This window comes from Bradyrhizobium sp. Arg816, assembly GCF_029989365.1.
Taxonomy (GTDB): domain Bacteria; phylum Pseudomonadota; class Alphaproteobacteria; order Rhizobiales; family Xanthobacteraceae; genus Bradyrhizobium.
Window position 1 is genome coordinate 172,091 of the sequence record NZ_JAPRAQ010000002.1, and the last position, 22,681, is coordinate 194,771.

The following is a 22,681-nucleotide window of genomic DNA, read 5'->3' on the forward strand; positions in this document are numbered from 1 at the left end:
GGTCGCGCAATTTTCCGTCGATGCCACCCGGTGGCCGCAGGAGCTTCGTTACCGACCATGAAAATCGATACGCTCTCAGTCGACTTTTCCGACGAGCAGAAACGCTATCTCGAAGGCTTCACGACCGGTTTGCAGATCAGCCGGGTCGGTCGCGGTCTCGGCGGCAGCGCCGGCAAGGCCAATGCCGAGCCCACCGGCCCCGACGCCGTCCACATCAAGGCGCAGGACAAGGTCATCGCCGCCGGCAAGAAGCTCGCCGACCAGGAGAAGTTCAAGCGCGACGAGCATCCCTTCGATGCCTATCCGCGATTGCGGCAGCAGGCGCTCGACAACGCGCCGCCGAGCCCGGCGGACAATTTCCGCTGGCGCTATTACGGCATCTTCTACGTCGCGCCGACGCAGGACTCCTACATGTGCCGGCTGCGCATCCCGAACGGCATCATGAAGCACTGGCAGCTGTCCGGCCTTGCCGATCTCGCCGACGATCTCTGCGGCCCGTACAGCCACGTCACGACGCGCGCCAATCTCCAGCTCCGCGAGATCCCGCCGAAGAACGCAATCAAGCTGATCGAGGGCATCCAGGACCTCGGCCTGTGCTCACGCGGCTCCGGCGCCGACAACATCCGCAACGTGACGGGGACGCCGACGGCCGGAATCGATCCGCAGGAGCTGATCGACACGCGTCCCTTTGCGCGGGAGTGGCACCACCACATCCTCAACGATCGCTCGCTCTACGGCCTGCCGCGCAAGTTCAACGTCGCCTTCGACGGCGCCGGCAGGATCGCGGTCCTGGAGGAAACCAACGACATCGCGTTCACCGCGTTCGAGGTGAAGGATGGATTTGGCGTCGAGCCCGGAATCTGGTTCCGCCTCGGCCTCGGCGGCATCACCGGCCACAAGGACTTTGCAAAATACTCCAACATCATCGTCAAGCCGGAGCAGGCCACCGCCGTCGCCGACGCCATCGTGCGCGTGTTCATGGATCACGGTGACCGCACCAACCGCAACAAGGCGCGTTTGAAATACGTGCTCGATGCCATGGGCCATGACGGTTTCCTTAAACTCGTCGAGGAGCGGCTGAAGACGCCGTTTACGCGCGTGCCGGAAGAGGCGTTTCTTCCGCGGCCAGCCGCGGACCGCATGGCGCATATCGGCGTGCACAAGCAGAAGCAGGACGGCTTGAACTGGATCGGCGTCTCGCTGACGCTCGGCAAGGTCAGCTGCGATCAGATGCGGGGTCTGGCCAAAGTGGCGCGGGACCTCGGCGATGGCGAGATCCGCCTGACCGTCTGGCAGAACCTGCTGATATCGGGCGTGCGCAACGAGAATGTCGAGCTCGCCATCGCTGCGATCAAGCAGATCGGGCTCGCGGTCGAGGCCTCGCACATCCGCGCCGGCCTGATCGCCTGCACCGGCAGTGCAGGCTGCCGTTTCGCGGCTTCCAATACCAAGCGCAATGCTGCCGAGATCGGTGACTGGTGCGAGCCGCGCGTCGCCATGGACAAGCCGGTCAACATCCACGTCACCGGCTGCCATCATTCCTGCGCGCAGCATTACATCAGCGACATCGGCCTGATCGGAGCACGCGTGCCGATCAACGACGAAGACACGGTGGAGGGCTATCACCTCTTCACTGGCGGCGGGTTCGGCCCTGACGCCGACGTCGGGCAGGAGGTCTATCACGACCTCAAGGCCGAAGACGCGCCGAAGACGGTCGAGGGACTGCTCAAGGCCTATATCGCCCACCGCTCGTCGCCCGACGAGACCTTCCTGTCCTTTGCGCGCCGCCATGACGGCGAAACGCTGCGCAAGCTTGCCGATGCACAGGTGTCCGCATGAACCAGATCACCCCTCCGCCGAAGCTCGACATCATTCCCGCCAGCGCCCCGTTCTCCGACGCACAGCGCTCCTGGCTCAACGGCTTCTTCGCCGGGCTGTTGTCGCCTGATGTGGCGACGCCCTTGTCGGCGGAGCAGGGCGCCGCCGTCATGCAAGCCGGTGACGGCGACGACGGTGAAGCGCCATGGCACGATCAGACCATGCCGATCGCGGACCGGATGAAGCTCGCCGAAGGCCGTCCCGTGCGCCGCAAGATGATGGCCGCGATGGCGCAGCAGGATTGCGGCCAGTGCGGCTATAATTGCCACGACTATTCGGAGGCGATCGCCACCCGTAGCGAAGCACGGCTCAATCTCTGCGTCCCCGGCGGCAAGGAAACCGCGCGGATGCTGAAGTCGCTGTACGAGGAGCTGGACAAGGCGCCGGCGGCCAAGGCAGGTGACAAGGCGGCCGACAAGGTGGATGCGGTGGCGGCGCCGGCCGTGACGGTGACGATCGCCGAGCCCGGCCGCTCGCGCGACAATCCGGTCGCGGCGACGTTCCTGTCGCGGCGCCTGCTCAACAAGGGGAAGTCGGAGAAGGAGACCTATCACGTCGAGTTCGATCTCGCCGAGAGCAAGCTCGACTATGTCGTCGGCGATAGCTTCGGCGTGTTCGCGCGCAACGAGGTCGGCCTCGTCGATCAGATCATCGCGCTGCTCGGCGCCTCCCACACCACCAAGGTCAACGGCAAGACGCTGCGCGAGGTGCTGATCGACGACGTCTCGCTGTCGCCGGCGCCCGACACGCTGTTCGAGCTGATCTCCTTCATCACCGGCGGCGCACAACGCGAAAAGGCGCGAGCGCTGGCGCAGGGCGAGGATCCCGATGGCGACGCCGCCACGCTCGACGTCATGGCGGCGCTCCAGAAGTTTTCGGGCACGCGGCCGCATCCGGAGGCCTTCGTCGAGGCGCTGGAGCCGCTCCAGCCGCGGCTCTATTCAATCTCGTCCTCGCACAATGCGACGCCGGGAAAACTATCGCTGACGGTGGACTCCGTGCGTTACGTCATCGGCAAGCGCAAGCGGATCGGCGTGGCCTCGACCTTCCTCGGCGAACGCATCGCCGAGGGCGAGAAGCTCAAGGTCTATGTGCAGAAGGCGCATGGTTTCGGCCTGCCGCTGGATCCGAAGACGCCCGTCATCATGATCGGCCCCGGTACCGGCATTGCGCCGTTCCGCGCCTTTCTGCTCGATCGCAAGGCGACCGGCGCGCCGGGCAAGAACTGGCTGTTCTTCGGTCATCAACGCAGCGATTGCGACTTCTTCTACCAGGAAGAGCTCAATGCGATGAAGACGTCGGGTCAATTGACGCGGCTGTCGCTGGCCTGGTCGCGCGACGGCGAGAAGAAGTTTTACGTGCAGGACCGCATGCGCGAGGTCGGCCGCGAATTGTGGACCTGGCTCGCCGACGGCGCGCATCTCTACATCTGCGGCGATGCCAAGCGCATGGCCAAGGACGTCGAACGCGCACTGGTCGATATCGTCGCGCAGTTCGGGGCACGTTCGACGGATGAGGCCGTCAGTTTTGTCGCCGAGCTCAAGAAGACGGGCCGCTTCCAGGCTGACGTGTACTAAGGCGTGAGCCGATCAGCGCAAATCGTCCCGGCGGCGCAAACATCAGGCGTCGCGCCGCTGGGCCGTTTCTACTGTGCATGGGGTTGTTTTCGACAATTTTGTTTGGAGGGGGTCTGAATGCCTCCGCCCGACTGTCATCCCACCGTCATCCGGGCCGGTTCCAGCTGGCTCGGATCTTAACGAATAAGATTCTCGGAACCCCCAGGTGAAGAGAATTTGCACCTGCGACGGGGCGCCTTCAGAGAACCTCCATCGCTATTTTCGCCGCCACCTTGCCTCCCGCCAGGGTTGATCCTTCATACTCCCACAAATGGGGCGTTGGAGATCGACCATGCGCGAACTATCGGCGGAAGCCAGGCTGCACTTCTACGCGCGCTCGCTCTCGCGTCGGACCGGGGCGAGCATGCATCACGTTGGGCTCTACAGCGCCTTTGCCGTCATCGCCGCCATCGTGTTCGGCACGCTCTCGGTGCATCCGTTCTGATCACGCCCCGCGCTTGAACGGCGCGACCTCGATGCCCGCATCCTTCAACGCCTGACGCAGGCCGCGCGCGATGTCGACCGCGCCGTGCGTGTCACCGTGGATGCACACCGTGTCCGTACGCATCTTGATCACCTTGCCCGTCACCGACACCACCGCGCCGTCCTGCACCATGCGCACCACGCGATCGGCGATCGCCTTGGCATCGTGCAGCACCGCGCCGGGCTTCTTGCGCGAGACGAGGTTGCCGTCGTCCTCATAGGCGCGGTCAGCGAACACCTCGTGCACCATCGGCAGATTGGCCTCTTCGCCGGCCTTCACCAGCTTCGAATTGGCGAGCACAACAAAGATCAGGCTCGGGTCGACCGCCCTGATGCCGGCGGCGATCGCCTTGGCCGTCATGTCGTCCTCGCAGGCGACGTTGGAAAGCGCGCCATGCGCCTTCACATGCGTGACCTTGTGCCCGGCCGCGGTCGCGATCGCCTGCAACGCGCCGATCTGGTAGGCGACGAGATTCTCGATCTCGGAGGCCTTCAGGCCCGCGATTGGATGGCGGCCGAAACCGTGCAGGTCGCGGTAGCCCGGATGGGCGCCGACCGAAACGCCGCGCGCCTTCGCCAACTCGACCGTCCGGCGCATGATGTCGGGGTCGCCGGCATGGAAGCCGCAGGCGACATTGACCGAGCTGGCAAGGTCGATCATCGCGGCGTCGTTGCCCATCTCCCACGCGCCAAAACCTTCGCCGAGGTCGCAATTGAGATCGATCGTCTTCATGGTTGCTCTCCGCCTCTGGTCGTCTTGTCGCTTATGGCTCCGCCGTGACCTGCCAGGTCCCGGCATCCACGGCGCTCACCGCATAGCCCGCGACATTAGCATCGCTGAGCGCCTCGATGTTCAGCTCGACGGTGTCGGAAGAGCGCAGGCGATCGGGCAGGTTGCGGATGAGTTGCGCGAACTTGCGCGCCTCCTCCTGCGCCTCGGCCATGGTGACCTCGAGGAAGCGGAACGCGGTTCCCGCCGAGGTCTGCGCGAGGCGGCCGACATCGGCCGTGATCACGGTTGCGATCTTCGGATAGCCGCCGGACGTGCCGCGATCCATCATCAGCGCGATCGGCGCGCCGTTGCCGGGCACCTGGATGCTGCCGTTGACGGTGCCGTCGGAAACGATGTTGTGGCCATGCAGATGCTTGATCGCCGGGCCCTCGAGCCGGTAGCCCATGCGGTCGGAGGTGGCCGAGATCTTCCACTCGCTATCGAGGAACAGCGCCTTGTTGGCGTCGTCGAACTCGTCGTCCTGCGGGCCCAGCAGGACACGGATCGGACCGCTCGCAGGCTTCGGCAGCTCGATGCGCAGCTCGGGCGCGCCGCTTGCGGCATCGACTGTGAATTCATCGCCGGCCTGGAGCGGGCGTGGGTAGGGGCTGCCGAGGCCCGCGCGGGCGTTCACCGCGAGACTGCCGAACACCGGCTCGCCCTTGATCCCGCCTTCGATCGCCAGATAAGTGAACGCCCCGCCGCGGGCAAAGCCCAGCGTCAGCGCCTCGCCGTCCTTCAGCGTCACCGACGTGTCCATCGCCACTGGCTTACCGGCGACGTCGGCATTGCGCGGCGCGCCGGCGATCGCGACGCGTACGGCGCCGTCTTTGGCGGTGAACGTGGCGCCGAAGGGGCCGATCTCGACCACGGCCGCGAACGGCTCGTTGCCGACCAGCGTGTTCGCTGCCGCCAGCGACAGACGGTCCATCGCGCCGCTGACCGTCAGGCCGTAGCGCTGCGCGCCGTGGCGGCCGCCGTCCTGAACGGAGCTTGCGGGACCGATGCTGGCGATCACGAGCCGGCTCATGCGATCACCTGCTCGGCGATGATCTCGCCGGCCTCGGCGGCGCGATCCTGTTCCTCGAAGGTCTTGTGGTCGATGGCGAAAAACGTCACGCGATCACCGGGTTCGGTGAGAAAGGTCGGATTCCGGTGGAGTTGATAGGTTCTGACAGGTGTGCGGCCGAGCAAGTGCCAGCCGCTCGGAGCCGCCAGGCACTGGATTCCGGCCTGGATGCCGCCGATCGAGATCGTGCCGGCGGGCGTGAACAGCCGCGGGCTCTGGCGCCGCGACATGTGCAGGGATTTGTCGAGGCCGCTGAGATAGGACCAGCCCGGGGTGAAACCGATCATGGCGACACGGTAGTCGCCGGCGACGTGACGGGCGACGATGTCGTCGGGCGTGGTGTTCAGCGCCTTGGCGACATCCTCGAGGTCGATGCCGTGCTCGCCGCCATAGGCGACCGGAATGCGCCAGCGCCGCGCCCTCGCGGCCGGCGGCAGCGGCTGGCTGGCCAGCGCGAGCAGCTTTTCGCCGAGCGCGTCGAAGCCGATCTTGCCGGGATCGTAATGCACCAGCAGCGAGCGATAGGTCGGAACGGTCTCGGTGATGCCGTCGATGGGGCTTGCTGCGAGCGCCTTGTCGAGCGCGAGCACGCGCTCGTTGGCGGCGTCATCGATGGTGCGGCTGAATTCGACCGTGACGGCGCTGTCGCCACTGGGCAGAAGGCGGGGCGGGGGAAGCGTCGCGGCCATGAGCTGTCGAAGGGCTGTCGAAATCGGGCTTCTCAGGAAATGCGGGCTCAGCCTTGAGTTCCGCTTGTCCTTGCTTCGCGTAAATGCGCCCGCAAGTCCAATAAATTAATGCAAGGGGAAACGATAAAGCGTTGTTATCGCGTCGCATAACAGCCCAGCGGCCCTGCGTTCTTGCTGGCTCTTTGGCCCTTGACGCAAGGGCTGCGGCTCGCAAGATGCGCGCGTTCTTTCCCGCCCATCCGGAGCTCGTTCTCGTCCATGTCGCTGTCCCCCGAAGCCCGCAAGACCCTCGCCGGCATCACCACTGCCACCATCACCACGGTCCTGCTGAAGAAGGGCCTGCGCAACGTGTGGATGCGCGGCGCGCGTCCGCTGCGCCCGGGCCTGCCGCGGCTGGTCGGGCCCGCCTTCACGCTGCGCTTCGTGCCGGCGCGCGAGGATCTGGCGACGCCGGAATCCTGGTCGTCGCCGATCTCGACCCGCACCGCGATCGAGGCGATGCCGGACGGCTGCATTGCCGTGGTCGATGCCATGGGCATCACCGATGCCGGCATTTTCGGCGACATCCTCTGCGCGCGCATGATGAAGCGCGGCGTCACTGCGCTGGTCACCGACGGCGTGGTGCGTGACGTCGAGGGCGTGCTCGGCACCAATCTTCCGGTGTGGTGCGACGGCTATGCCGCGCCGCCGTCGGTTGCGGGCCTCACCTTCGTCGGCTGGGGCGAGCCGATCGGCTGCGGTGGCGTCGCCGTGTTCCCGAACGACATCGTGGTCGCCGACCAGGACGGCTGCGTGCTGATCCCGCAGGCGATGCTCGATCACGTGCTCAATGAGGGTGTCGAGCAGGAGCGGATGGAAGCCTGGATCGTCAACGAGGTGAACGACGGCGCGGTGCTGCCGGGCCTCTATCCCATGAACGCCGAAACCAAGGCGCGCTACGCCGCCAGCAAGAAGTAACAGGAAACGAGGTATCCCATGGAAATCACCGTCGCAGGCACGCGGCCGACCCGCCGCGCGCCTAAGGAAAATTTTACGGGCACCGTGTTGCAGGACCCCGTGATCATGGCCCCGGCGCCGGCGCGGCTGAACTGCTCGCGCGTCACCTTTGAGCCGGGCGCGCGTACCAACTGGCACCACCATCCGCTCGGGCAGACGCTCTACGTGATTTCGGGCGTCGGCCGTGTTCAGACCGAGGGCGGTCCGGTTCAGGAGATCCGTCCCGGTGACACCGTCTGGATTCCGCCGGGTGAACTGCACTGGCACGGCGCCTCGCCCAACAACAGCATGTGCCACATCGCCATGCAGGAAGCGCTCGACGGCGTCTATTCGACCTGGCTGGAGCCGGTGACCGACGCGGAGTATGGCGCGGCGCTGGGCTAATCTCTCGTGCCCCGGATGCAATGCAGCGCGTAAGCGCTGCGTTGCCGATCCGGGGCCCACGAGTTTCCTCAAAGCAAGAGCCCTTGGGTCCCGGCTCTGCGCAGCAACGCTTTGCGTTGCAGCGCGTCCGGAACATGGCAAATCACATCCGTTCCGCCGTCCACGTGCCCGTGCACAGGGTGCCGCGCCATGTGCCGGAGCCTGAGGTGCCGCTGAGCCGGCCGAAGCCGACGGCGAGTTTGATCCCGGTGCTCAAGGTGATGTTGATGCTGCCGGCATCGGCCACGCGGCCGGATGCCGACACCGCAGCGCTGCTCGATGCGATCGGCGCGCGGGGCTCTGTGAGGTGGCGCACTCCGCAAAGAGATCGCGGACAGAAGCAAAGGGGCCCGGATTGCGGGCCCCTTGTCTCGGTTCGAACGTCGAAGCCGGACTCAGTTCACGCGCGTCCAGGTCTGGCCGCCGCAGAACATGCCGCCGAAGGCGCAGCCTTGCACGCGCAGGCGGTCGGTGCCCTTCATCGCGATCGTGGAATCGTAGGTCGAGCCGGAGTTGGGATCGAGGATGCGGCCGGACCATTTCTGATCCTTGTTCTGGTCCTTGCCGGGCTTCATGTTGATCAGGACCTGCTCGCCGTTCTGGTTCGATTTGCTGTCGACCGAATAGCCGCAGAGGTTGCTGCCGCATTGCTCGATGCGGACCTTGCCTTCCTTCTCCTCGGTGAGCCAGATGCCGAGCGGTGAATTGAGATCGCGCGCGGGCGCGGCTGCGGGAGCCGGGGGCGCGACGGCGGCGGCCTGAACAGGTGCGGGGGTCGGCGCTGGAGCGGGGGCTGGAGGCGGCGCCGGGGGCGCGGCAGCCACGGTCGGAGCCGGCGGCGGCGCCACGGCGGGCGCTGCCTGCTGCCCGACCGGAGCGGGCGCCGGAGGCGTTGCGGGCGGCGGCAACACGGCCGTTTCGGCTGGCGCGTTGCTGGCGGTTGCGGATGGAGGCGGAGCGGGCGGGGGCGGAACCGGCGGCAGCGCTGCAGCGGCCGGCGCCTGTTCGGTTGCGGGCGGCGCCACGGCAGGGGCGGGAGCTGGTGCCGGAGCGGCCTGAGGTTGCGGATCAACCTTGGCCTGTTGAGGCGCCTGCTGACCCGGGCTCGTCTCGTTCTTCTTGGCTTTCTTCGCCTTGCCCTGGCCGGTGTTGTCGTAGACGCCGGGGATCTGCACCGTGCCGCGGTCCGGATCGATGCGGATGGTGCGCCCGCCATATTCGAAAGTGTACTGCGCCTGCGCAGCGGTGCTCGCCAAAAGGAATGCGGCCGTGGCCAACAGCTTCCTCATTTCCGTCTCCTGAACAGCTGGTCCCGGTACCAACGCTTACGCGCCGGCTCGATCGCAAAAAGTGATCTAGATCACTGTCACCGTATGAGTCGTGGTCCGGCGGTGCCGGGTTCAATACGCCCGGAACCCGTCCACAATTCGGGCGAAGCAAGCGACAGGAGGACGCGGCCCCGAGCCCGTTCCGATGAAATTGGAATGAGGCCCTAGATTCTAGTATGGACGCGTCTTTACGCGAGCCGGTACCCCACTTCGCTCGAAAACGATCTAGTCGAACCAGGCGGCGTAGATCTTCCTGTAGCTGCCGTCCTCCATCGAAATGTGCAGCCACTGGTCGACGAAAGCCTTCAGCGCCATGTCGCGCTGGAGCCAGTAGGCCTTCTCCGAGAAGTCGAACGGCTTGTCGGGATGCACCGCGCAGAGCACGCCGGAATGCTGCTTCTGCTGGTAGCGGGTCTCGGAGGCGTCCGTCATCATCAAATCGGCGTTGCCCTTGGCGATCTCGTCGAAGATCACGGTGTTGTCGGAGAAGACGTTGATCTCGGCGTCCTTGATGTTGGCGCGCGCGAACCGCTCGTTGGTGCCGCCGGGATTGACGATGACGCGGGTGCCCTTCTTGTCGATGTCGGAGATGGTCTGGTACTTGCCGACGTCGGCGCAGCGTGCGATCGGCGTCTTGCCTTCACGCATGATCGGCATCGAGAAGAAGCCCTTCTTCTGCCGGTCGAGCGTGACCGAGACGCCGCCCATGGCGATGTCGAACTGGTCGGCCTCGAAGTCCTTCATGAGCTTCGGCCAGGCCGTCGGCACGAATTCGACTTTGACGCCGAGCGCCTTGCCGAGTGCCTCCGCCATGTCGACGTCGAAGCCGCTGAACTGCTGTGTCGCCTTGTCCAGGTAGGTGAAAGGCTTGTAGTCGCCGGTCATGCCGACGCGCAGAGTGCCGCGCTTGACGATCTCATCGAGGCGCGACGGCGCCGGCTGCTGTGCATATGCCGAAAAGTTCGCCAGCAGGACGGCGGCCAAAGCCGCCACGATTCGAACGATCATCTCTTTTCCACCCATGCCCGAGCTGTCATTGTGCAGCTCTTGAAACTTGGATTTAGACCAGATGCCCGTCGCTGGCGAGGCGGAATTGAAGGGAATTTAGGGTGACGATCTCGATGTATGACGCCTCGGTCGGCGTGTTCGTGCCGTATCTGCGCAACCTGTCGGCACTGCTGGACAAGGGCGTCGCCTATGCCGAAAGCCGGAAGTTCAATCCGGCCGTCCTGCTCGGCATGCGCATGGCGCCGAACATGTACGATCTGGCGCAGCAGATAGGGGAGGCGTGCCGCCATGCCACGGTCGCGCCGGCCTTGCTGGCCGAGCAAGAGCCGGTGGCGCTGCCGGCGCTGGAGCACGACATCGCCGGGCTTCAGGCGCGCATTGCGACGTCAATCGAGTTCATCGAAAGCCTGTCGCGCGCCGAGATCGATAGTGCGGCGGAACGGAATGTCTTCTTCAGGCTGAAAAACGGGACCGAGCTGCCCTTCACCGGGCGGACGCTGCTGCTGACGTTCAGCGTCCCGCAATTCTTCTTTCACGTCACGACATCCTACGACTTGCTCCGGCATGCCGGCGTCGAGCTCGTGAAGCGGGATTTTCTCGGCCCCCGCGAGCGCTAGGCTTCGCCCCTGCGCTCGTAATCGGCGAGCGAGCTGCGGCCGGCGATCTCGCTGCGCAGCTCCTCGAAGCGCCGATGTGCCTCGTCCTCGTGCGCGTCGACGAAATGCACCGCGGCTTCGCTCGTCATCGGGCCGCTGATCACGGGCGCGGACTGCTCGCCGATGGTCTCGTGGACGTAGAACTGGCCGTCATCGCCGCGATGGACCGTCCATTTCAGACGGATCGCCACCATCGGCCCCGGACCGACTTTGCTGTAGCCGTCCGCATCGGTGTGCTCCGGCACCAGCGGTTGCTCCTCGACCACGGGATGCTCGTGCTCTTCAGCGACCGCATGCTCGTCGGCGATCGGATGCTCGTCGGTGACGACCTGCTCACCGGCGACCACCATTTCGGTCTCGGTCTCGCGCTCGGGGTGCTCCAAAATGCTCGCGATGGTCGCCAGCGCGTGGTCGGTCGGGTCGATCTCTGACAAGGGTTCATCCTCCAGCTCGACGCGGCCGGCAAGTCTGTCCCACTGCCGCCGCGGCCGGCCTTATTACGCGGATTTGATTAAGGCTGAGTTTGGGCTCGATCTGCACCAAAAATGGGACGCATTCTGGCGTTCCGGAGGCGGGCGGATAACCGCCCGCCCGGAGGTCGGCTCAGCCGAGCACGTCCTGGTTGATGATGTTCTGCCGGATGGGATCGCCGTCCAGCACACTGAGGATGTTGCGAGCGGTCTGCTCGCTCATGCGGCTCACCGCCTCGACGGTGACGCCGGCGACGTGCGGGGCCATGATGACGTTGGGCAGCGCGAACAGGGCGTTGCTGACCGGCGGCGGCTCAACCTCGAACACGTCGATACCGGCACCGGCAATCCTGCCGGAGACCAGGGCGTCGTATAGCGCGGCCTCCTTCACGATGCCGCCGCGTGCAGTGTTGATGAGGTAGGATTTCGGCTTCATCCGGCCGATCCGCGCCGTATCGAAGAGGCCGACGGTTTCCGGCGTCTTCGGGCAGTGGATGGTGACGAAGTCGGCGTTGGGCAGCGCTGCGTCGAGATCGGCGACGGGCTCGCAGCCCGCGGCCTTGATCTCGGCGGCAGGCTTGTAGGGATCGTAGACCTGCACCTTCATGTCCATCGCCAGGCAGCGCTTGGCGGTGCGTGTGCCGATGCGGCCGAAGCCGATGACGAGCACGGTCTTGCCGTAGAGATCGAACGGCAGCATGCCGAGCCGGTCGGCCCATTTGCCGTCCTTGACGCAGGAATGCATTTCCTGCGCGCGCTTGGCCAGCGTCAGCATCATGAACAGCGCCTGCTCGGCGACCGAGGGCGAGTTGGCGCTGCCCGCGACCATCAGCGGCACCTTGCGGCGGGAGAGGGCGGGTACGTCGACGGCGTCATAGCCGACGCCGATGCGGGTCACCACCTTCATGTCGCGGGATGCCTCGAGCTCGGTCTCGCCGAAGGCGGTGGCGCCGAGCGCCACGCCATGGACCGGCGCGTGGCTCTTCAACAGCGCCTCAAAATCCTTCGCCGAGATCAGGTTTGGAAATTCGACGAGCTCGATATCGTCTCGCTGGGTGAGGAGGGCGCGGGCCCCTTGCGACAAAGTTTGTGTAACGAAAATCTTCTTCTTGTTGGTCGCCATCGCTCCCTGCCTGCTTGCATTTCTTGGACCTGCGTCACAACACGACGCCGGTGTCTTCGTTTAGCAGGTGCATATTGTTGAGGTCCATCGCCAAACGCATGGGTGCCCCGTCCTTGGCGCCGGCGTTGGGATCGACGCGGCCGCAGACCGGCGTGCCGTCGAGGCCGAAATAGACCAGGGTCTCCATCCCCATCGGCTCGGTGACGTCGAGCACGGTATCGAAGGTCTCGACGCCCGGCCCCAGATGCGCATGCGACTCGGTGAGGTGCTCGGGCCGGAGGCCGAGCAGGAGCTTGTCGGTGCGCGGCAACGCGTTGTAGCGCGTGGCGCGAGCCGGTGGCAGGGCAAAGGCGATGCGGTCGGTGAGGCGGATCTGGAGCGCGCCACCGACATCCTCCAGCCGGCACGGGATGAAATTCATCGCGGGCGAGCCGATGAAGCCGGCGACGAAGCGCGTCGCCGGCTTGTGGTAGAGCTCGTTGGGCGTGCCGATCTGCTCGATGCGGCCCTTGTTCATCACAACGACGCGGTCAGCCAACGTCATCGCCTCGACCTGGTCGTGGGTGACGTAGACCGTGGTGGTGCGCACCTTCTGGTGCACCTTCTTTATCTCGATCCGCATCTGCACGCGCAGCTTGGCGTCGAGATTGGACAGCGGCTCGTCGAACAGGAACACTTTCGGATTGCGCACGATGGCGCGGCCCATCGCGACGCGCTGGCGCTGACCGCCGGAGAGCTGCTTCGGCTTGCGGTCGATCAGGTCGGTGATGTCGAGGAGGCGGGCGGCTTCCGTCACCCGCGCCTTGATCTCGGCCTTGGGATAGTGCTTCAGGCGCAGCCCGAACGACATGTTCTCCGCGACCGTCATGTGCGGGTACAGCGCGTAGTTCTGGAACACCATCGCGATGTCGCGGTCCTTGGGCGGCACGTCGTTGACGACGTCGCCGCCGATCATGATGTCGCCGTCGGTGATGTCCTCCAGTCCCGCGATCATGCGCAACGTCGTCGACTTGCCGCACCCGGAGGGGCCGACGAGCACGATGAACTCGTGGTCGGAGATATCGAGATCGATGCCGCGCACAGCTTCGACATCGTCGTAACGCTTGATCACCTTGCGCAGGGAAACGTCGGCCATTGAACTTGAACCCCTCGATATCAACCCTTCGTCGCGCCGGCGGTCAGGCCGGCGATGTAGTAGTCCATCAGGAAGGCGTAGATGATCAGCGGCGGAGCTGCGCCGAGCAGCGCCCCGGTCATGATCTGCCCCCAGTTGAAGACGTCGCCCTTGATCAGCGTGGTAGTGATGCCGACGGGCAGCACGAGCTGGTCGATGGACGTCGTGAACACCAGGGGATAGAGGAACTGCGCCCAGGATACCGTGAAGGCGAAGATGGTTGCCGCGATCAGCCCGGGCAGCGCCACGGGAATGAAGATCCGCGTCAGCGTTTGGAGCCAGGATGCGCCGTCGATGATCGCGGCTTCGTCGAGTTCCTTCGGGATCGACGCGAAGTAGCCGATCATGATCCAGGTGCAAAACGGCACCGTCAGCGTCGGATACACGAACAGCAGCACATACCATCGGTTGAGCAACGTGATGCCGGTGAGGTCCTGAACCAGCGCCAGCATCTTGAACAGCGGGATGAAGAGGAGGCTGTCCGGGACCAGGTAGGTCAGGAACACGCCGGTCGCGAGCGTTGTCGAGCCCCAGAACTTCATCCGCGCGAGCGCGAAGGCCGCAGGGATGCTGATCAGCATGGTGACTATCACAACCACCAGCGACACGATGGTCGAATTCCAGAAGAACCGGAGGAATTGGTTCGACGTCAGTAGTTCGACATAGTTTGCCAGCGTCGGGTGGAACACCCACCACGGATTAGTCGCAGCCGAGATCTCCGCGCTGCTCTTGAGCGAGGTGATCACCATGTAGAGCGGCGGCGTCAGAAAAAAGATCGCAAACAGCACAAGGAAGAAATAGGACCAGCGCAGCGCCCAGGCACGGTCGCGGCTCATGCTGCCATATTTGACCTTGCGCCGGGGGCCCGCCTTGTCGATCGCCATTGTGCTCATCAGGATTCGTTCCCGCGCTTGTTGACGTCGCGCAGGATGAATATCGCTGCGACGGCGAGGATTGGGACCATAAACAGCGAGACGCTGGCGCCGAGCGGAATGTCGTTGCTCTCGATGCCGACCCGGAACGCATAGGTGGCAAAGATCTGGGTCTGGTCGAGAGGCCCGCCTGAGGTCAGGATGCGGACGATGTCGAAATTGGCAAAGGTGACGATCAGCGAGAACAGCGTCGTGATGGCGATGATGTTGCGCATCATAGGCAGCGTCACGTACCAGATCTTCTGCCACCAATTGGCGCCGTCGATTGCGGCGGCCTCGTAGAGCTGGTCCGGCACCGATTTCAGTGCCGCCAGATACATAATCAGGAAGAACGGCGCGCCGTACCAGACGTTGACGAGGATGACGGAAAAGCGCGCCCAGGCGGCATCGCCGAGCCAGTTGATGGGACCGATGCCGAAAAATGAGAGCGTATAATTGAACGCGCTGTAGGATGGGTCGAACAGCCATAGCCAGGCGAGCGTGCTCATCGCCGGCGGGATCACCCAGGGCACCAGCAGCATGCCGCGCCATTTGCGCTGGCCCTTGGCCGGTATGTTGTGCACGAAATGCGCGACGATGAAGCCGATCAGCGCCTTGAAGAACACGGCCGTAACCGCAAAGATGCAGGATTGCTTCACCACCATCCAGAAAGTCTCGCGCTTGAACAGAAAGGTGAAGTTGCCGAAGCCGACGAATTTCTGCATCGACTTGTTCAGCGTCGCGAGGTGGATCGAGAACAGGGCAGGGTAAAGCACGAACAGCGCGATCAGCAGGATCAGCGGCAGCGTCAGGAAGAACGCCACGGTCGATTTCCGCTTCAACGCATTGTGCAAGCCCGTCCGCTTGTGCGCGCTCGCCGTGCGGGCGACGCGACCGTGCTCAACGACGACATCGGCCATGTCAGTGTCCTTGGGTCAAGCTTCCTTGCGGAATGTCCAACGGCGAAGCCGGCACCTGCGTGTCGGCTCGATCTGCTCATTCCATCGAACGGTGAGGTACCCTGGCGGCTCACGCTGGGATGCGTGAACCGCCCGTGGCACACCCCGGCTTAGGTTCGCATGAAGCCTTCACACTCGCCTTCGCCCCAGGCGAGCGCGGTCTCCAACTTTTCTCCCTGCGCAAACCGCAGCGCCATCTTGGTCAGCGTGGCCTGCGCGTAGATCTGCTGGGCGATCTTCGGCGGCGCCGGAGAGGCCGCAATCGACAGCGTCTGATGATTGTAGGGATTTGGATAGTGGTAGAGCGTGCCCTTCGGCGGGCCTACCTCGGCCCAGGTCTTCAGCGTCGTCATCTTCGCATAGGCCGGCAAATCGTAGCCGCCGCTCGCCGCGACGAACTTTTCGATCGATGACGGCTGTGACAGAAAAGCCAGAAGGCTCTTGGCCGATGCCTTGTTCTTGGAGAAATTCCAGAGCCCCCAGAAATAGGGCAGGAACGGTGCATACCTGCCTTTAGGACCGGAGGGGAAGCCGTGCGTCCAGCATTGCTCGGCGACCTGCGGCGCGTCGCGCTTGGCGACCGCCCAGGCGCTCGGCGGATTCATGATGAGGGCGCCGCGGCCGGAGATCAGCCATTTGTTGTTCGACGCATCGTCCCAGGACGGTGCGTCCGGCGGCAGGAAGGCGATCAGCTTCTTGTAGTATTCGAGCGCCTGGCGAACCTCATCGGTCTTCACCGTGACATCGCCCTTGGCGTTGACGAGTTCGGCGCCGAACGACTGGAAGATGGCGCCCGCGGTATCGACGCTGTCGGTGGTCTCGCCGAGACCGATTCCGAATGGGAAACCTGCCTTCTGGCAGGCTTCCGCCGCCTTCAGGAATGTATCCATATTCCAGCTATCGGCCTTGGGCGGCGCGCCGACGGGGTACAGTTCCTGGACGTCGATCCCCGCATGCTTCTTCATGAGGTCGATGCGCGAGCAGGGCCCCTTGATCTGGCTCCCCGGGGTTGCCGGGACCGCAAGCCATTTGCCGTCGGCCTTGCCGAGATATTTGACCGTGTCGTTGACCTCACCATTCTGCTTGATCGCCTCCTCGACCACGTCGTTCACCGGTTCAAACTGCTCGGCATATGCATGCGGCCACCAGGTGTACATCTGAAGAATGTCGTGACCGGATTTGGCCTGCGCTTCGGCCGCGACCGTCAACTCGATCTTCTTGTTGTTGCTGGTGATGTAATCGATGGAGACCTCGACCTTCTCCTTTTCAGCCCATTCCTTGACCATGGCGGTGGAGGCGTCGTTGGCACCGGGCACCCAGTGGTCCCAGAAGCCGATCGAGAGTTTGCCGGCGGCGTAAGCGCCCCGGACATAGGGCGCTGTGATCAGCGCTGCGGAGGACATTGCAGTGGCAGCTACAAATTGACGTCGCGTCAGTTTCTTGCGTGACATCTCGTTTCCTCACCTGGATTGTTTTATTGTTCTCGCGTTTCCTCTGGCATTCCGAGTTTTGTTTTTGATTTTTTGTTCGCGTTTCTTGGCGCTACGCCTCGCCGTGAAATCGCGCGAAGTGCAGCAAATTGGTAGCGCGATCAGATCATGATTGATCCCGTCTGTCGAGGAAGCCGAACGGCTCGCCGTCTAGAACTAACGTTGCGTCCGGGAACGCTGCAGCGCCGTCGCGCGACGCGCGCCGGAGGTGAACCTCGGAGGCGCATTTTGCGACGCACACTTCGGGGCAGGGAGCGCGGGACATCTCGTGCGCAATTACGCCGCAGTTTCGAATAAGCCTTCATAACCGCTTCGCGGCAAACAGTTTTCGGGCGTGGACAGCAATTGGCTGCGGCTGGACCGCGAAGCGGCGAAAACGATAGAGTTGCAACCGGCGGGTGGCCCCTACCCGGACAGGACAATCGGATCGACGATGGAGACCAGAATGATCAACCCGGCGCCGCCTGCGCGGCTTCACCTGCGGCGATGGTTCGCGCTGGGCTCCGTGCTCGCGGTGCTGCTCGGCGCCGCCGCGGTGGCGCAGGCGCAAGGCCTGGTCAAGGGCGTTCAGGATGGGGCCGCGGCCGGCAACAAGGCGGCCGGCCCCGTTGGCGGCGTGCTGGGCGGTGCGATCGGCGGCGTGGTCGGTGTCTTCACCGGCGTGCTCGGCGTCAATAACAACAACCAGCCGGCTCCAGCTGCCAAGGACGCGAACAAGGACGCAAGCAAGGATTCCAAGCAGCCGGGCGCCGGCAAGGACAAGGATGCCAAGAGCGCCAAGGAGGCCGCCAAGGCGGGCAAGGGCGCCAAGGCGAGCAAGGAAGCCAGGAATGCGCCGCAGGACAACAAGGACAATAAGGACGTCACTGTCCTCACCCAGCCCGGCGCGCCGCAACAGAGCGCCGAGCAGATCGTCGCCAACAGCGATTCCTATATCGAGCGGATCAAGACCGAGTTGAACCTGACGCCCGATCAAGAGAAGCACTGGTTCGGCTTCTCGAGCGCAATGCACTATCTGGGGCATAATGGCGCGGAGCGGCTCAACCTGCGGATCGCCCGCGCCAAGCGGGATCCGCCTGACGACATCATCGAGCAGATGCGCAACGAATCGCAATTCCTGATCGACCGCGCCTCCGACCAGCGCAACGTCGCCGATGCCGCCGAGCCGCTTTATTCGAGCCTCGACGACAAGCAGAAGCAGGTCTTCATCCAGGAGATGGTGCGCCTCAGCCACGAGCGCGGGCTGGATTAATCAAGTTGAATCCGATTGCGGGCGTCTGAATTAACGGCGCCCGCCACGAATTCGTGAATCCTCTCCGCATTTCGGGTATGGTTAGCTTCGGAAGCTGACTGCGGGGTTGATATGGCGGACGGACTCTCCGTTTTCCTGGTCGAAGACGAGGCGTTGATCCGGATGATGATCGCCGACATGGTGGAGGAACTCGGCCACCATGTCGTCGCAGAAGCGGACAATGTCCGGGACGCGAGCGCCTTTGCGATGACCGCGCAATACGATTTCGCCATCCTCGACATCAATTTGAAGGGCCTCTACGTCGATCCTGTCGCCGACCTGATCGAGCGCCGCGGCAAGCCGTTTCTGTTCGCCACCGGCTACGGGCCGGAGCTGCTGCCGTCCTTGCTCCGGCGGCGGCCGATCCTGCGCAAGCCGATTTCCCTCGACCAGCTCAAGGTGATGATCGATTCGCTGTTTCCGGACGCGGTCGCCAAAACTCCTCACTGAGAAGGCTCCTCATTGACAAGGCTCCTCACTGAGAAGGCGCCGTACTGAGATCGCCAACGAAAATGGCCGCCCGTAAGGGGCGGCCATTTGGCGAAAGAATGTGTCGTGGTCTCAGATCAGGCCGGCGCTGAGGTCGATGCCGCGCGCCATCAGGCCGAACGAGGCGACCAGGCCCATGCAGCAGAACAGCAAGATCGTCTTGAACGAAGAATCGGCAAAACGGGTTTCGACGGCGGCCGGGATCGCGGCAAGCGAAATCATGCTCATGTTCATTCCCCCCTTTGTTGACCCCTGAATTGCATCAGGTAGGGGAAGCTCTTAGAGCAAAAAGTTTGACGCGAGCTTGCGAGGGATCGTTAACGGAATCGCAATCGCTCGCGTATTTGCGCGAGCAGCAAGCGGTGCCGCAAGGCTCAGTTGCGGCCGTTCTTCAGCACGGTGGCGATGGTATGGGCCGTCATGGCGGCGCGATCAGAGGCGCGCTGCGCGGCCAGCCGGTCGCGCGCCTTCTCCTCGATCAGGAGCTCGATCAGGGCCAGCCGCTTGTCATCGTCGTCCGCCTCAGTCAGCAGGCGGTGATAGCGGTGATAGTCGAAACCCAAGTCCTGCTTACGCATGTCACGCCCCCGCAACTACGCCACACACTCCAGGGAATTGTTTCCCATCGGACATAGTCGGGCAAGCACGATCCTGCGTGGAACCGCGCGTTGGCTGCAATCAGCTGTGTATAGTTAACGGACTGGACGGCGTCCGAGCCGATGAAGCCTCATCAATCCGGATTGTGGTCGGCGAACATCTTCAGGCCGACGAAGCTTGCGTCGGGTTTCGTCACCAGCCTGGTCGGGATGTTGCGCAAATAGTCCTGGAAGCGTCCCTTCGCTTCGAAGCGCGCCCGGAACGCGGAAGCGGCAAGGAACTCCGGAAAGCGCGGTACGATCCCGCCGGCGATGTAGACACCGCCGCGGGCGCCGAAGGTCACCGCGAGATTGCCCGCGACCGAGCCGAGGATGGCGCAAAACATCTCCAGCGTCGCGCGGCTGAGTTCGCAACTGCCCTCCAGGGCGGCTTTGGTGATGGCGGCGGCGTCGCGGTGCGGCACCTGGGCGCCGTCGACCTCCGCCAGCGCCTCGTAGAGGTTTTGCAGGCCAGAGCCCGAAAGCGCGCCACGCTCGATGGAGACATGACCGAAACGTCGGCGCATGGCCGCGATCACGCGCTCCTCGCGCTCGGTCTCCGCCGGCAAAGTGGCGTGGCCTGCCTCGGTGACAACCGCCAGCCGGGCGCCGTGACGTTCGACCAGACAGGAGACGCCAAAGCCGGTTCCAGGCCCAACCACCAGCAGCGGCTCTCCAGGGAGGCCGTCCTGGCCCCCGAGCGGGATCAAATCGGCAGGCTTCAGGGCGGGCAGGGACCAGGCCACGACCTCGAAATCATTGAGCACATGCACGCTCTCGAAGCCGAGGGCCGGCTGGAGCTCGTTGCCGTCGATGACCCACGGACTGTTGGTCATGACGCAGCGGTTGTTGGTCACGGGACCCGCGACGGCCAGCACGGCTCGTTTGGGCTGCTTGCCGCCGGACCGGCGAGCAAGAACGTCGGCGATGGCTTCCCGGACGGTCGGGAAGTCAGCGACCTTCACATAGTCGATGGGCCCGGCCTGGTCGCCGCCGTCCGATGCGCTTTCGCTCAGCGCAAAGCGCGCATTGGTGCCGCCGATATCGGCGAGAAGAATCTGTCCTGTCTTGCCGATACTCATGACCTTGTGGCTGCCGCGCCGCGCAGGCTCGCGGGAACCGTTCCCTCCGCTCGATCCGATCCGCAATTTGCGAACGTCTTTAGAATCCGTCCTTGGGTGAGCCTAGTCAACTCGGACAACGCCAAACCGTTGCATCCCAGGTACGACAGGCGCGATATCGCCGCATGTGTCGGTGGTTGCGAAGCCGCGCAGGAAGATCGACATTGGACGGAGCGTTCGGCGCCCGTCGCGCCGGACGGCTGGAACGGGGCCTTGCGATGCAGATTTCCGACCGCGACGTGCTGCTGGTGATCGACGTGCAGAACGACTTTTGCACCGGTGGAGCGCTCGCCGTTCCCGGCGGCGAGAAGGTTGTCCCGGCCATCAACCGAATTGCCGCAAAATTCACCAATGTGGTGCTGACCCAGGACTGGCATCCAGGCGACCACGTCTCGTTCGCACCGAACCATGCGGGCAAGCAGCCGTTCCAGACCATCGAGCTCGACTACGGCACCCAGGTGCTGTGGCCGACGCACTGCGTGCAAGGCACGGCGGGCGCCGAATTCCATGGGGAGCTCGACGTTACCAGCGCAAACCTCGTGGTGCGCAAAGGCTTTCGTCGCGGCATCGATTCCTATTCGGCGCTGTTCGAGAACGACCACCGGACGCCGACGGGCCTGCTCGGCTATTTGCGCGAGCGCGAGCTGAAGACCGTCTTCGTCGCCGGTCTGGCGCTCGATTTCTGCGTTCGCTTCTCGGCGGAAGATGCCCGCAAGGCGGGGTTCGAGGTCGCCGTCATCGAGGACGCATGCCGCGGCATCGATCTCGACGGCTCTGTGGCCGCGACCCATCGGAGTTTTCGCGAGCGCGGTATTTCGATCGTCAGCCTGGAGGCCTTGCTGTGAGGACCTTGAGATAGTCATGGTGGAGAAGGGCGGCAAACCGCTGGGCGGATCGGATCGTCCTCCGAATGATCCGCTGCTATGGCCGTTGACGGCGGCGCGGCTCGCGATGGACGCCTACTTTTGGTGGCTGGAGCGCGATCCGACGGAACAGGACGAGAGCAGTCTGCCGTGGACGACGCCCAACACGGTCGCGTTGGAGCTTGCGACCATGCGCCTGCGCGATTGCACGCGGACGCAATCCGGCCAGCCGGCACTGGTCTGCGCGCCCTATGCGCTGCATCGGGCCCTGATCGCCGACTTCGCACCGGGCCACAGCGTGGTGCAGTCCCTGCAGAATGGCGGCGTCGATCGGGTCTACCTCACCGACTGGCGCTCGGCCTCGCCGGACATGCGCTATCTCTCGATCGACAGCTATCTCGGCGATCTCAACGTCGCCGTCGACGAAATCGGCGCGCCGGTCGATCTCATCGGCCTGTGCCAGGGCGGCTGGCTGTCGCTGCTCTATGCGGCGCGCTTTCCCGCCAAGGTGCGGCGGCTGGTGCTGGTGGGGGCGCCCGTCGATCTCTCGATCGATTCCGCGCTGTCCCGGCTCGCTCGCAATGCGCCTGAGGCGCTCTACGACCAGCTCGTGGCGCGCGGCGGCGGCAATGTCAGCGGCGACGAGATGCTGCGCTTCTGGACGAAGGCGCCGAGCCGCGACGACATTGCGGCGGCATTGCAAAGGGATTTCTCGGACGAGGAGGGCGCGGCACTGCTCGCGCGTTTCGATCGCTGGAATACCGAGACGCTCAACCTGCCCGGCACTTATTATCTGGAGATCGTCAACCGGATCTTCCGGGAGAACCGGATTGCCGGTGGCAACTTCACGGCGCTCGGCCGCGAGGTTGATCTGAGGGACGTCAAGGCGCCGGTCTACCTGCTGGCCGGGCTCGATGACGAGGTCGTGCCGGCTGCGCAGGCGCTCGCGACCGCCGGTCTGGTCGGCACCCCGCCGGCCTTCATCGCCGCGGCCTCCGAGCCCAGCAATCATCTCGGCCTGTTCATGGGGGCGCGCACCCACGCCCATGCCTGGCCCCGGATCGCCGAGTGGCTGCGCGACGAGCTCTCCGGAGTGCTGGCCCGCAGCGCCTGACCTTGTCAGGTGCCTTGGCCCGGCCGGGCCGGCGAACACGCAAATCCGTTATGCATGACGGCGGATGGCCTGCACGGGGCCCGGTCGATGGGCTACATATCATCTGGAACTGGCGGCTGCGGC

Annotated in this window: 24 protein-coding genes and 1 pseudogene; 10 read left to right on the forward strand and 15 right to left on the reverse strand. The window is 64.4% G+C overall.

The genetic code is table 11. From position 1 onward, the window contains the following. Nucleotides 1–57 precede the first annotated feature (57 nt). The 3 genes from OWC48_RS05855 to OWC48_RS05865 all read left to right on the forward strand — a co-directional run bounded on the left by OWC48_RS05855 (nt 58) and on the right by OWC48_RS05865 (nt 3,939). The gene (locus OWC48_RS05855; protein WP_282519110.1) at nt 58–1,839 is read left to right on the forward strand and encodes a NirA family protein; all 1,782 of its coding nucleotides are present in this window, start codon (nt 58–60) and stop codon (nt 1,837–1,839) included. Further along, entirely contained in the window at nt 1,836–3,455 is a 1,620-nt protein-coding gene (locus OWC48_RS05860) for a sulfite reductase subunit alpha (protein WP_282519111.1), read from the forward strand. Before OWC48_RS05855 ends, OWC48_RS05860 begins: the two co-directional genes overlap by 4 nt. Nucleotides 3,456–3,786: 331 nt before the next feature. After that, nucleotides 3,787–3,939, forward strand: a complete 153-nt coding sequence (locus tag OWC48_RS05865) for a hypothetical protein (RefSeq protein ID WP_014495196.1) — start codon at nt 3,787–3,789, stop codon at nt 3,937–3,939. Here OWC48_RS05865 and OWC48_RS05870 read toward each other — a convergent pair whose 3' ends face one another. The 3 genes from OWC48_RS05870 to pxpB are packed head-to-tail and all read right to left on the reverse strand — an operon-like array spanning nt 3,940 to nt 6,507. Continuing rightward, nucleotides 3,940–4,710: a LamB/YcsF family protein gene (locus OWC48_RS05870; protein WP_282519112.1), complete on the reverse strand. Its 771-nt coding sequence runs from the start codon at nt 4,708–4,710 to the stop codon at nt 3,940–3,942. 31 nt (nt 4,711–4,741) lie between these two features. After that, nucleotides 4,742–5,779 (reverse strand): biotin-dependent carboxyltransferase family protein, encoded by a 1,038-nt coding sequence (locus OWC48_RS05875; protein ID WP_282519113.1) that lies wholly within the window; start codon nt 5,777–5,779, stop codon nt 4,742–4,744. Then, complete coding sequence (pxpB, locus tag OWC48_RS05880; RefSeq protein ID WP_282519114.1) at nt 5,776–6,507, reverse strand: 5-oxoprolinase subunit PxpB; 732 nt, start codon at nt 6,505–6,507, stop codon at nt 5,776–5,778. Before pxpB ends, OWC48_RS05875 begins: the two co-directional genes overlap by 4 nt. A gap of 258 nt (nt 6,508–6,765) precedes the next feature. Between pxpB and OWC48_RS05885 the strand changes: the two genes are divergently transcribed. Together OWC48_RS05885 and OWC48_RS05890 are read left to right on the forward strand one after the other, a co-directional pair. Further along, nucleotides 6,766–7,464, forward strand: coding sequence for a ribonuclease activity regulator RraA (locus tag OWC48_RS05885; protein WP_282519115.1), 699 nt, complete (start codon nt 6,766–6,768; stop codon nt 7,462–7,464). A gap of 18 nt (nt 7,465–7,482) precedes the next feature. Continuing rightward, nucleotides 7,483–7,887, forward strand: coding sequence for a cupin domain-containing protein (locus OWC48_RS05890; protein ID WP_282519116.1), 405 nt, complete (start codon nt 7,483–7,485; stop codon nt 7,885–7,887). A 142-nt stretch (nt 7,888–8,029) separates the two neighbouring features. On the opposite strand, the pseudogene OWC48_RS05895 reads toward OWC48_RS05890, so the two are convergent. The 3 genes and pseudogenes from OWC48_RS05895 to OWC48_RS05905 form a co-directional block, all read right to left on the reverse strand. After that, a pseudogene (locus tag OWC48_RS05895) lies at nt 8,030–8,212 on the reverse strand (hypothetical protein); the annotation flags it as partial. Between the two features lie 109 nt (nt 8,213–8,321). Then, nucleotides 8,322–9,215, reverse strand: a complete 894-nt coding sequence (locus tag OWC48_RS05900; RefSeq protein WP_282519118.1) for a DUF2147 domain-containing protein — start codon at nt 9,213–9,215, stop codon at nt 8,322–8,324. A 264-nt stretch (nt 9,216–9,479) separates the two neighbouring features. Next, nucleotides 9,480–10,262 carry a transporter substrate-binding domain-containing protein gene (locus OWC48_RS05905; RefSeq protein WP_282519119.1) on the reverse strand — a complete coding sequence of 261 codons (783 nt, stop codon included), beginning with the start codon at nt 10,260–10,262 and terminating at the stop codon, nt 9,480–9,482. Nucleotides 10,263–10,375: 113 nt separating this feature from the next. On the opposite strand from OWC48_RS05905, the gene OWC48_RS05910 reads away from it, so the two are divergent. Then, complete coding sequence (locus OWC48_RS05910) at nt 10,376–10,879, forward strand: DUF1993 family protein (RefSeq protein ID WP_282519578.1); 504 nt, start codon at nt 10,376–10,378, stop codon at nt 10,877–10,879. Here the strand turns inward: OWC48_RS05910 and OWC48_RS05915 are convergent. The 6 genes from OWC48_RS05915 to OWC48_RS05940 all read right to left on the reverse strand — a co-directional run bounded on the left by OWC48_RS05915 (nt 10,876) and on the right by OWC48_RS05940 (nt 17,006). After that, nucleotides 10,876–11,352, reverse strand: a complete 477-nt coding sequence (locus tag OWC48_RS05915; protein ID WP_282519120.1) for a hypothetical protein — start codon at nt 11,350–11,352, stop codon at nt 10,876–10,878. The genes OWC48_RS05910 and OWC48_RS05915 overlap by 4 nt on opposite strands. A 169-nt stretch (nt 11,353–11,521) precedes the next feature. Next, entirely contained in the window at nt 11,522–12,511 is a 990-nt protein-coding gene (locus OWC48_RS05920) for a hydroxyacid dehydrogenase (RefSeq protein ID WP_282519121.1), read from the reverse strand. 34 nt (nt 12,512–12,545) lie between these two features. Then, nucleotides 12,546–13,646 carry an ABC transporter ATP-binding protein gene (locus OWC48_RS05925; RefSeq protein ID WP_282519122.1) on the reverse strand — a complete coding sequence of 367 codons (1,101 nt, stop codon included), beginning with the start codon at nt 13,644–13,646 and terminating at the stop codon, nt 12,546–12,548. A gap of 20 nt (nt 13,647–13,666) precedes the next feature. Continuing rightward, nucleotides 13,667–14,578, reverse strand: coding sequence for a carbohydrate ABC transporter permease (locus tag OWC48_RS05930; RefSeq protein ID WP_282519123.1), 912 nt, complete (start codon nt 14,576–14,578; stop codon nt 13,667–13,669). Beyond that, nucleotides 14,578–15,516 carry a carbohydrate ABC transporter permease gene (locus tag OWC48_RS05935; protein ID WP_282519124.1) on the reverse strand — a complete coding sequence of 313 codons (939 nt, stop codon included), beginning with the start codon at nt 15,514–15,516 and terminating at the stop codon, nt 14,578–14,580. The genes OWC48_RS05930 and OWC48_RS05935 overlap by 1 nt, the downstream gene beginning before the upstream one ends. 149 nt (nt 15,517–15,665) lie before the next feature. After that, nucleotides 15,666–17,006 (reverse strand): ABC transporter substrate-binding protein, encoded by a 1,341-nt coding sequence (locus OWC48_RS05940; RefSeq protein WP_282519125.1) that lies wholly within the window; start codon nt 17,004–17,006, stop codon nt 15,666–15,668. Between the two features lie 484 nt (nt 17,007–17,490). Here OWC48_RS05940 and OWC48_RS05945 point away from each other — a divergent pair, with 484 nt between their 5' ends. Further along, nucleotides 17,491–18,297 carry a Spy/CpxP family protein refolding chaperone gene (locus OWC48_RS05945; protein WP_282519126.1) on the forward strand — a complete coding sequence of 269 codons (807 nt, stop codon included), beginning with the start codon at nt 17,491–17,493 and terminating at the stop codon, nt 18,295–18,297. Between the two features lie 111 nt (nt 18,298–18,408). Beyond that, on the forward strand, nt 18,409–18,786 hold the full coding sequence (locus OWC48_RS05950) for a response regulator (RefSeq protein WP_014495213.1): 378 nt from the start codon (nt 18,409–18,411) through the stop codon (nt 18,784–18,786). Nucleotides 18,787–18,897: 111 nt separating this feature from the next. On the opposite strand, the gene OWC48_RS05955 is transcribed toward OWC48_RS05950, so the two are convergent. From OWC48_RS05955 to glk, 3 genes are all read right to left on the reverse strand, one after another. Beyond that, nucleotides 18,898–19,053 (reverse strand): hypothetical protein, encoded by a 156-nt coding sequence (locus OWC48_RS05955; RefSeq protein ID WP_282519127.1) that lies wholly within the window; start codon nt 19,051–19,053, stop codon nt 18,898–18,900. Nucleotides 19,054–19,199: 146 nt separating this feature from the next. Next, nucleotides 19,200–19,403 (reverse strand): hypothetical protein, encoded by a 204-nt coding sequence (locus tag OWC48_RS05960; protein ID WP_254119546.1) that lies wholly within the window; start codon nt 19,401–19,403, stop codon nt 19,200–19,202. 152 nt (nt 19,404–19,555) lie between these two features. Then, complete coding sequence (gene glk / locus OWC48_RS05965; RefSeq protein ID WP_282519128.1) at nt 19,556–20,542, reverse strand: glucokinase; 987 nt, start codon at nt 20,540–20,542, stop codon at nt 19,556–19,558. 257 nt (nt 20,543–20,799) lie between these two features. Here glk and pncA point away from each other — a divergent pair, with 257 nt between their 5' ends. After that, entirely contained in the window at nt 20,800–21,426 is a 627-nt protein-coding gene (pncA, locus tag OWC48_RS05970; RefSeq protein ID WP_282519579.1) for a bifunctional nicotinamidase/pyrazinamidase, read from the forward strand. A 16-nt stretch (nt 21,427–21,442) separates the two neighbouring features. Further along, nucleotides 21,443–22,558: an alpha/beta fold hydrolase gene (locus tag OWC48_RS05975; protein ID WP_282519129.1), complete on the forward strand. Its 1,116-nt coding sequence runs from the start codon at nt 21,443–21,445 to the stop codon at nt 22,556–22,558. Nucleotides 22,559–22,681: the final 123 nt, after the last annotated feature.

What these genes read in the sequence shown, in the direction of transcription:
- OWC48_RS05855 (WP_282519110.1), top strand. Translation starts at nt 58, where the DNA reads ATGAAAATCGATACGCTCTCAGTCGACTTTTCCGACGAGCAGAAACGC.
- OWC48_RS05860 (WP_282519111.1), top strand. Translation starts at nt 1,836, where the DNA reads ATGAACCAGATCACCCCTCCGCCGAAGCTCGACATCATTCCCGCCAGC.
- OWC48_RS05865 (WP_014495196.1), top strand. Translation starts at nt 3,787, where the DNA reads ATGCGCGAACTATCGGCGGAAGCCAGGCTGCACTTCTACGCGCGCTCG.
- OWC48_RS05870 (WP_282519112.1), bottom strand. Translation starts at nt 4,710, where the DNA reads ATGAAGACGATCGATCTCAATTGCGACCTCGGCGAAGGTTTTGGCGCG.
- OWC48_RS05875 (WP_282519113.1), bottom strand. Translation starts at nt 5,779, where the DNA reads ATGAGCCGGCTCGTGATCGCCAGCATCGGTCCCGCAAGCTCCGTTCAG.
- pxpB (WP_282519114.1), bottom strand. Translation starts at nt 6,507, where the DNA reads ATGGCCGCGACGCTTCCCCCGCCCCGCCTTCTGCCCAGTGGCGACAGC.
- OWC48_RS05885 (WP_282519115.1), top strand. Translation starts at nt 6,766, where the DNA reads ATGTCGCTGTCCCCCGAAGCCCGCAAGACCCTCGCCGGCATCACCACT.
- OWC48_RS05890 (WP_282519116.1), top strand. Translation starts at nt 7,483, where the DNA reads ATGGAAATCACCGTCGCAGGCACGCGGCCGACCCGCCGCGCGCCTAAG.
- OWC48_RS05900 (WP_282519118.1), bottom strand. Translation starts at nt 9,215, where the DNA reads ATGAGGAAGCTGTTGGCCACGGCCGCATTCCTTTTGGCGAGCACCGCT.
- OWC48_RS05905 (WP_282519119.1), bottom strand. Translation starts at nt 10,262, where the DNA reads ATGATCGTTCGAATCGTGGCGGCTTTGGCCGCCGTCCTGCTGGCGAAC.
- OWC48_RS05910 (WP_282519578.1), top strand. Translation starts at nt 10,376, where the DNA reads ATGTATGACGCCTCGGTCGGCGTGTTCGTGCCGTATCTGCGCAACCTG.
- OWC48_RS05920 (WP_282519121.1), bottom strand. Translation starts at nt 12,511, where the DNA reads ATGGCGACCAACAAGAAGAAGATTTTCGTTACACAAACTTTGTCGCAA.
- OWC48_RS05925 (WP_282519122.1), bottom strand. Translation starts at nt 13,646, where the DNA reads ATGGCCGACGTTTCCCTGCGCAAGGTGATCAAGCGTTACGACGATGTC.
- OWC48_RS05930 (WP_282519123.1), bottom strand. Translation starts at nt 14,578, where the DNA reads ATGAGCACAATGGCGATCGACAAGGCGGGCCCCCGGCGCAAGGTCAAA.
- OWC48_RS05935 (WP_282519124.1), bottom strand. Translation starts at nt 15,516, where the DNA reads ATGGCCGATGTCGTCGTTGAGCACGGTCGCGTCGCCCGCACGGCGAGC.
- OWC48_RS05940 (WP_282519125.1), bottom strand. Translation starts at nt 17,006, where the DNA reads ATGTCACGCAAGAAACTGACGCGACGTCAATTTGTAGCTGCCACTGCA.
- OWC48_RS05945 (WP_282519126.1), top strand. Translation starts at nt 17,491, where the DNA reads ATGATCAACCCGGCGCCGCCTGCGCGGCTTCACCTGCGGCGATGGTTC.
- OWC48_RS05950 (WP_014495213.1), top strand. Translation starts at nt 18,409, where the DNA reads ATGGCGGACGGACTCTCCGTTTTCCTGGTCGAAGACGAGGCGTTGATC.
- OWC48_RS05955 (WP_282519127.1), bottom strand. Translation starts at nt 19,053, where the DNA reads ATGAGCATGATTTCGCTTGCCGCGATCCCGGCCGCCGTCGAAACCCGT.
- OWC48_RS05960 (WP_254119546.1), bottom strand. Translation starts at nt 19,403, where the DNA reads ATGCGTAAGCAGGACTTGGGTTTCGACTATCACCGCTATCACCGCCTG.
- glk (WP_282519128.1), bottom strand. Translation starts at nt 20,542, where the DNA reads ATGAGTATCGGCAAGACAGGACAGATTCTTCTCGCCGATATCGGCGGC.
- pncA (WP_282519579.1), top strand. Translation starts at nt 20,800, where the DNA reads ATGCAGATTTCCGACCGCGACGTGCTGCTGGTGATCGACGTGCAGAAC.
- OWC48_RS05975 (WP_282519129.1), top strand. Translation starts at nt 21,443, where the DNA reads ATGGTGGAGAAGGGCGGCAAACCGCTGGGCGGATCGGATCGTCCTCCG.